Below are 7,857 nucleotides of genomic sequence, written 5' to 3'. Positions count from 1 at the left end.
CAACTCAACCGGTATGCGGCTGGTGTGGCAGGTGCCTTTTGGCACCCTGATGCTTGATACCCTGCAAAACATTATGCTGCCGCTGCTGTTGAATATCGGCCTGCTGGCGCTGGCGCTGTTTGGCTACAGCACCTTCCGTTTCCAGTCGGGCCGCCAGAGCGACTCGACGTCGGTATCAGCCGGGACCAGCAACGAGTTGCGTGTTCTTCGTGCCCTGAATGAAGAGATTATTTCCGTGCTGCCGCTTGGGGTGCTTGTTCACGATCAGGAGGCAAACCGGACGGTGATGAGCAACAAAATTGCCGATCACCTTCTGCCGCATCTTAACCTGCAAAATATTACGGCCATGGCGGACCAGCATCAGGGCGTCATTCAGGCCACCATTAATAATGAACTGTATGAGATCCGTCAGTTCCGCAGTCAGGTCGCCTCGCGCACGCAAATCTTCATCATCCGCGATCAGGATCGCGAAGTGCTGGTGAATAAAAAGCTCAAGCAGGCGCAAAGGCTGTATGAGAAAAACCAGCATGGCCGCGCGGCGTTTATGCAAAACATTGGCGATGCCTTTAAACAGCCGCTGAAGTCACTCGCCACGCAGATTGCTGATTTAAGCACGCCGGAAAGCCGACAGCTTAGCAGCCAGGCCGACTCGCTGGTTCGTCTGGTGGACGAAATCCAGCTTGCGAACATGCTGGAGAATGACATCTGGAAGGGCACCCCTACGCTCTTCTCCATCCAGGATCTGATTGATGAGGTGGTTCCGGAAGTCCTGCCGGTGATCAAGCGCAAAGGGCTCCAGCTGCTGATCAACAACCATTTGCCGGCCAACGACGAGCGTCACGGCGATCGCGATGCGCTGCGTCGCATCCTGATGATGTTGATTCAGTATGCCGTCACCACGACACAGATCGGCAAGATCACCCTTGAAGTCAGCACCGATGAGTCCACCGACGATCGTCTGACGTTCCGTATTCTGGATACGGGCGAAGGCGTCACCGTGAGCGAAATCGATAACCTGCACTTCCCGTTCCTGAACGATACCCAGCGCGACCACTACGGTAAGGCGAATGCCCTCACCTTCTGGCTCTGCGATCAGCTGGCGCGTAAGCTGGGCGGTCATCTGAACATTAAGGCGCGCGAATCCCTCGGCACCCGCTACTCCTTGCATGTTAAAATGGCGGCGAATCCTCAGGAAGAGGATGAAGAGCGTCTGCTGGATGATGTGGTCGTGATGGTGGACGTGACCTCCAGTGAGATCCGTAATATCGTCGTTCGTCAGCTGGAAAACTGGGGCGCGTCCTGCATTACCCCGGACGAAAGGCTCGCGAGTCAAGAATTTGATCTATTTTTAACTGATAATCCGTCTAATCTTACTGCCTCCGGCTTGCTTTTAAGCGATGATGAGCCAGGCGTGCGGAAAATCGGCCCTGGGCAGCTGCGCGTCAACTTTAATATGAGCAATGCAATGCAGGAAGCTGTATTACAACTGATTGAAGAGAATCTGGCGCAGGAAGAGATCCTGGAGTCACCGTTAGGCGGCGATGAAAATGCCGAACTCCATGCCAGCGGATATTATTCGCTCTTCGTTGATACAGTACCAGATGATGTTAAGCGGTTGTATACTGAGTCCGCTGCGCAGGATTTTGCAGCGCTGGCACAGACAGCACACCGGCTTAAAGGGGTGTTTGCCATGCTTAATCTGGTTCCCGGCAAGCAGTTATGTGAAACGCTGGAACATCTAATTCGTGAGAAAGATGCCTCTGGCATTGAAAAATACATCAGCGACATTGACGCTTACGTCAAGAGCTTGCTGTAGCAAGGTAGCCTTATACATGAACAATATGAACGTAATTATTGCCGATGACCATCCGATTGTACTGTTCGGTATTCGCAAATCACTTGAACAGATCGAGTGGGTGAATGTAGTCGGTGAATTTGAAGATTCCACAGCCCTTATTAACAACCTGCCAAAACTTGATGCGCACGTGCTCATTACCGATCTCTCCATGCCTGGGGATAAATACGGTGATGGGATTACGCTCATCAAATACATTAAACGCCACTTCCCGGACATTTCGATCATTGTTCTGACCATGAACAATAACCCGGCGATCCTGAGCGCCGTTCTGGATCTTGATATTGAAGGGATTGTGCTGAAACAAGGCGCACCTACCGATCTGCCTAAAGCGCTGGCGGCGCTACAGAAAGGGAAGAAATTCACGCCTGAGAGCGTCTCACGCCTGCTTGAAAAAATCAGCGCAGGTGGCTATGGCGACAAGCGTCTCTCGCCTAAAGAGAGTGAAGTTCTGCGTCTGTTCGCTGAAGGTTTCCTGGTTACTGAAATCGCCAAGAAACTGAACCGCAGTATTAAAACCATCAGTAGCCAGAAAAAATCCGCGATGATGAAGCTGGGTGTGGATAACGATATCGCCCTGCTGAACTATCTCTCTTCCGTGACGCTGAGCGCAACGGACAAAGATTGATCGTCGCTGTCTACGCCGGGTGCCCCTCGCGGTTACCCGGTCTAAAGACCCCGTAGGCCCGCGCAAGCGCAGCGCCGTCGGATACATAAAAAAGGCCCTTTCGGGCCTTTTTTATTGTCTCGCTTTTCGCACCCGCTCCGCATACACGGATAGCGTCTGCTTCAGTACATCCAGCGTGACCGGCTTCGACAGACAGCTGTCCATTCCCGACTCCAGACAGCGCTGCTTCTCCTCCGCCAGTGCGTTGGCTGTCACCCCCACCACCGGCAGCGTCAGCCCCAGCTGTCGGATACGCTGCGTCAGACGATAGCCGTCCATGTTAGGCATGTTCACATCGCTGAGCACAATATCAATATGATTCTTACTTAAGACATTCAGGGCATCCACGCCATCATTGGCCGTTTTACACTGATAGCCCAGAGAGCCAAGCTGGTCTGCGAGCAGACGACGGTTAATCGGATGATCGTCGACGACCAGAATCATCATATCGTCATTCACCGATGCCAGCTCATCAGGGGAAGCCAGCACGGTAGCGCCATCGCTGTCCTCAAGCTGTACGCTGTAAATACGCGCCAGCAAGCCCAACATTTCGTGCGGTGTCGCCACACTGTGCACCCATACCCCGGGCGAACGCTCAATCGGAATACCGATATGACGGCGGCAGAACATCACCACGCCCCGCCCCGCCCACGCCTTGTCTGGCTCAACGTCAGTAATCAGCATGTCATCTGCGTCCGGCGTCTGGCCTTCATAGCGTGAGACCCGCACGCCGCTGCTGGTCAGCATCGAGGTCAGGAAATCATGTAAGGAGGCGTTGTGCACCGCCAGCCAGCAGTGCTTTTCGCTCAGCCCGTCGACCGTGGTTTTCACCGGATAGTGTGCCGAGTAGAGCGGGATACGGATGGTGAACTGGCTGCCCATACCCGGCTCGGTATCGACGGAGATATCCCCGTCCATCATGCTGATAAGCTTCTCGCAAATCGCCAGACCCAGCCCGGTCCCCTGGAAATTACGCTGGACGCCCGTCCCCACCTGGAAGAACGGATCGAACAGGCGAACGACCTCTTTCGCCGGAATGCCAACACCGGTGTCGCGTACGCGAATAGTCAGGTACTCCCCTGCCCGGCAGACATGCAGCACAATACAGCCGATATCGGTGAATTTGATGGCGTTGCTTAGCAGGTTCGAGATGACCTGTTGCAGACGCATCGGATCGCCATGCAGCGTCAGCGGCACATCCGGCTCGATAAAGCAGTACAGCCCCAGCTGTTTGCGCACCACCAGCGGCAGATAGTTGGCGCTGATATGGTTCATCACCTCGCGCGGGGAGAACTCACGCGGTTCTATTTTCAACTGCTCGGATTCAATTTTAGAGAAGTCGAGAATATCGCTGATAATTTTCAGCAGCAGGCTGGACGAGTTGTTCATCGCCGTCACCAGGCGGTCGACCCCTTTCGGCAGCTCTTTGGTCTGGAGAAGATCGAGGTTACCGATAATGCCGTACAGCGGCGTACGCAGCTCATGGCTGACGGTTGCGAGGAACATCGATTTCGACTGGCTGGCCTGCTCCGCCGCCTGCGCCATATCCTGCAATGACTCTTCCATCTTAACGCGCGCGGAGACGTCCACCAGCACGCAAATCGCCACGTTTTCATTGCGGTAGCGCGAATGGACGAAGCTGATTTGCAGGTTGGTGTGGGTGCTGGTCAGCACATCCACAAAGTTAACCTGTTGCCCACAGATGATCTGCGTTAACCGCTGGCGGTCTTCATGCGTCAGCATGTTCAGGTAGTTATGGGCAAGCTCGTTACTGAGGATATTTGTCCCGTCCTGAGTACGCAGGATACAGATCCCCACCGGCGCCGAGGCGACAATCTTACGGTTAAACTGCTCGTGCTCCTCCAGACGCTGAGCATCCGCTTCCGCCGGAATAAAGATCCGCCGCTCATACATTCTCGCCAGCATAAACAGCGCGACGCCTACCGCGATGTTCAACAAAATGGCGTTAAGGATCAGGATGCGAATGCGCTCCAGCACCTTGTCCACCGGCAGCGAATAGACAATGCTCAGCGACGATGGCGGTAAACTTTTCTTCAGCACCAGCTCGCGGAACCCGGAGGTATAGCCAAACCATGACCGCTCCTGCATCCAGCTGGGCTCCACTTTCAGGCGGTTTTCAGGCCCGGTAAGGGAGATGAGTGGGTGGCCGTTCTCATCCAGAATGGTCACGCCCATCGGCAGACTGCCCGGCGTGAAGAAGTTTTCCATGCGGATGGTTTGTTCAATCCCCAGCAGCGCTTGCAGGCGGTTTCCGAGGTAAACCGGAGTCAGGGCATAGAAATAGCCGACGCCCATGCGCGGCCCCTGGCTTATCCAGAAGATGTTGTTCCCGCGCTCTTCCTGAGGCGCATTGCGGTATTTCACTATGCGCTCATGCAGGCTTTTCAGCGCGTCTTCGCGTTCGACGGGCATATCTCGCAGACCGAAGTCCGCCATGCAAAGATTTTCGTTGCCAATCAGGTAGACGCGGTTTAGATCGTAAGCGGCCGAAAAATTATCGCGCCAGTAGCGCATAAACCATGACAGGGACTCCAGTGAGCCACGCCAGGCTTTGCCCATCGCGGAACAATCGGAGTCCGGGAAGAGCGGTTCGAAATCAGGTACTTCGGTTTTTTCATCCCGACCGCGGAGGGCAAGAATGCCGTTCTCCGCCGTCAGTCGATTCTCAGCGATATACTTAAGCTCTTTCATCACATCAGACGTGCGCTGGATATAGCGCTGGGCCTGATCCGAGCTTAAGTTAAACTCCTGGCGGATCTCCGCTTCTTTCTGGTGTAACGCGTTAACGATGTAAAACACCGAGAGCAGTGCCACCAGCAACCATAGCAGTAGCGCAAGCGCCCGAAACAGATAGCGAGAGACTTTTAACGTGGTACGAAAGGAGACGAGGTATTTCAAAGGGGCGAGGCTCCGCCATCGGGGAAAAAAGAATGTGGTTAAGGTAGCGGTAAACGCGGCTTGTCGCAACGTTCACTTGTCTGCTTGCGCAAAACAAAAGGGCCGGAAACCGGCCCTTTATGCGTCAGGAGACGTTACTCGTCAGCGTCATCCGCTGCTTCATCATCGGTGTCCGCTTCCGGGACGATTTCATCATCCCCTTCTGCGACGCTGCCGTCGATAGAGTCGAGCTCTTCGTCATCCACCGGCTCAGCAACGCGTTGCAGACCGACGACGTTTTCATCTTCCGCAGTACGGATGAGGATAACGCCCTGGGTGTTACGACCCACCACGCTGATCTCTGACACGCGGGTACGCACCAGCGTACCGGCATCGGTGATCATCATGATCTGGTCCGCATCGTCCACCTGTACCGCGCCAACAACGGAACCGTTGCGCTCGGTCACTTTGATGGAGATAACGCCCTGCGTGCCGCGAGACTTGGTCGGGTATTCGCTTTCCGCCGTACGTTTACCGTAGCCGTTCTGGGTGACGGTCAGGATTGCGCCTTCGCCACGCGGAACGATCAGGGAAACCACGCTGTCTTCACCCGCCAGCTTGATACCACGCACGCCGGTCGCCGTACGACCCATTGCGCGCACGGCGTTCTCTTTAAAGCGCACCACTTTACCGGCGGCAGAGAACAGCATCACTTCATCAGAACCGGAGGTCAGATCCACGCCGATCAGCTCGTCGCCTTCGTTCAGGTTCACCGCGATGATCCCGGCGGAACGTGGACGGCTGAATTCGGTCAGCGCGGTTTTCTTCACGGTACCGCTCGCGGTTGCCATAAAGACGTTCACGCCCTCTTCGTACTCGCGTACCGGCAGAATGGCGGTGATACGTTCGTTCGCTTCCAGCGGCAGCAGGTTAACGATAGGTCGACCCCGCGCGCCACGGCTCGCTTCCGGCAGCTGATAGACTTTCATCCAGTACAGACGGCCCCGGCTGGAGAAGCAGAGGATCGTGTCGTGGGTATTGGCCACCAGCAGACGGTCAATGAAGTCTTCTTCTTTAATACGCGCCGCAGATTTGCCTTTACCGCCACGACGCTGTGCTTCGTAGTCGGTCAACGGCTGATACTTCACGTAACCCTGGTGAGACAGCGTCACGACCACGTCTTCGCGGTTGATCAGATCTTCAATGTTGATATCAGAGCTGTTGGCCGTGATTTCGGTGCGACGCTCGTCGCCGAACTGATCGCGAACCAGCTCCAGCTCTTCACGGATCACTTCCATCAGGCGCTCTGCGCTACCCAGGATATGCAGCAGCTCGGCAATCTGCTCCAGCAGCTCTTTGTACTCGTCGAGCAGTTTTTCATGCTCAAGGCCGGTCAGTTTCTGCAAACGCAGATCCAGAATCGCCTGGGCCTGCTGTTCAGTCAGATAGTACTGACCGTCACGCACGCCGAATTCCGGCTCCAGCCACTCAGGACGCGCAGCATCATCGCCGGCACGTTCCAGCATCGCCGCCACGTTGCCCAGATCCCATGGACGCGCAACCAGCGACGCCTTCGCTTCTGCCGGCGTCGGCGCACGGCGAATCAGCTCGATGATCGGGTCGATGTTCGCCAGCGCAACGGCCAGTGCTTCAAGGATATGGGCACGATCGCGCGCTTTGCGCAGTTCAAAGATGGTACGGCGAGTCACCACTTCACGGCGGTGACGCACAAACGCGCTCAGGATCTCTTTCAGGTTCATGATCTTCGGCTGGCCATGGTGTAGCGCAACCATGTTGATACCGAAGGAGACCTGAAGCTGAGTCTGGGAGTAAAGGTTGTTCAGCACAACTTCACCCACCGCGTCGCGCTTGATTTCAATCACGATGCGCATACCGTCTTTGTCAGACTCGTCGCGCAGCGCGCTGATGCCTTCAACGCGTTTTTCTTTTACCAGCTCGGCGATTTTTTCAATCAGACGCGCTTTGTTCACCTGATACGGGATCTCGTGAACAATAATGGTTTCACGGCCGGTTTTGGCGTCCGCTTCCACTTCGGCGCGAGCACGGATGTAAATCTTGCCGCGACCGGTACGGTACGCTTCTTCAATACCGCGACGGCCGTTGATGATTGCCGCCGTCGGGAAGTCCGGGCCCGGGATGTGTTCCATCAGCCCTTCAATGCTGATGTCTTCATCGTCGATGTAGGCCAGGCAGCCGTTAATCACTTCCGTGATGTTGTGCGGCGGAATGTTGGTTGCCATACCCACTGCGATACCGGACGAACCGTTCACCAGCAGGTTTGGGATCTTCGTTGGCATAACGTCAGGAATTTTTTCCGTGCCGTCGTAGTTATCAACGAAATCAACCGTCTCTTTTTCCAGGTCAGCCATCAGCTCATGGGCAATCTTCGCCAGACGGATTTCCGTATAACGCATTG

At 55.3% G+C, this 7,857-nt stretch carries 4 protein-coding genes; 2 read left to right on the top strand and 2 right to left on the bottom strand.

Going from position 1 to position 7,857, the window contains the following annotated elements; genetic code table 11:
- The coding region (gene rcsD / locus HP459_RS19275) for a phosphotransferase RcsD (protein ID WP_171936664.1) at positions 1-1,816 on the top strand (1,816 nt) is incomplete at its 5' end.
- Between the two features lie 16 nt (positions 1,817-1,832).
- The gene (gene rcsB / locus HP459_RS19270; RefSeq protein ID WP_003859405.1) at positions 1,833-2,483 is read left to right on the top strand and encodes a response regulator transcription factor RcsB; all 651 of its coding nucleotides are present in this window, start codon (positions 1,833-1,835) and stop codon (positions 2,481-2,483) included.
- Positions 2,484-2,594: 111 nt separating this feature from the next.
- Here the strand turns inward: rcsB and rcsC are convergent, their stop codons facing one another.
- Positions 2,595-5,441, bottom strand: coding sequence for a two-component system sensor histidine kinase RcsC (gene rcsC / locus HP459_RS19265; RefSeq protein WP_023300607.1), 2,847 nt, complete (start codon positions 5,439-5,441; stop codon positions 2,595-2,597).
- Between the two features lie 134 nt (positions 5,442-5,575).
- Positions 5,576-7,857, bottom strand: a 2,282-nt coding sequence (gene gyrA / locus HP459_RS19260; protein ID WP_171936663.1) for a DNA topoisomerase (ATP-hydrolyzing) subunit A, incomplete at its 5' end; no start/stop codon positions are given.

The organism is Enterobacter sp. CM29 (genome assembly GCF_013179605.1).
GTDB lineage: Bacteria > Pseudomonadota > Gammaproteobacteria > Enterobacterales > Enterobacteriaceae > Enterobacter > Enterobacter intestinihominis.
The sequence above is the reverse complement of the archived record's forward strand: the minus strand, read 5'-3'. Positions and strand labels throughout refer to the sequence as shown.

Bases quoted from the DNA above. Each gene is read 5' to 3' on its own strand.
- rcsB (WP_003859405.1), top strand. From the start codon at position 1,833: ATGAACAATATGAACGTAATTATTGCCGATGACCATCCGATTGTACTG.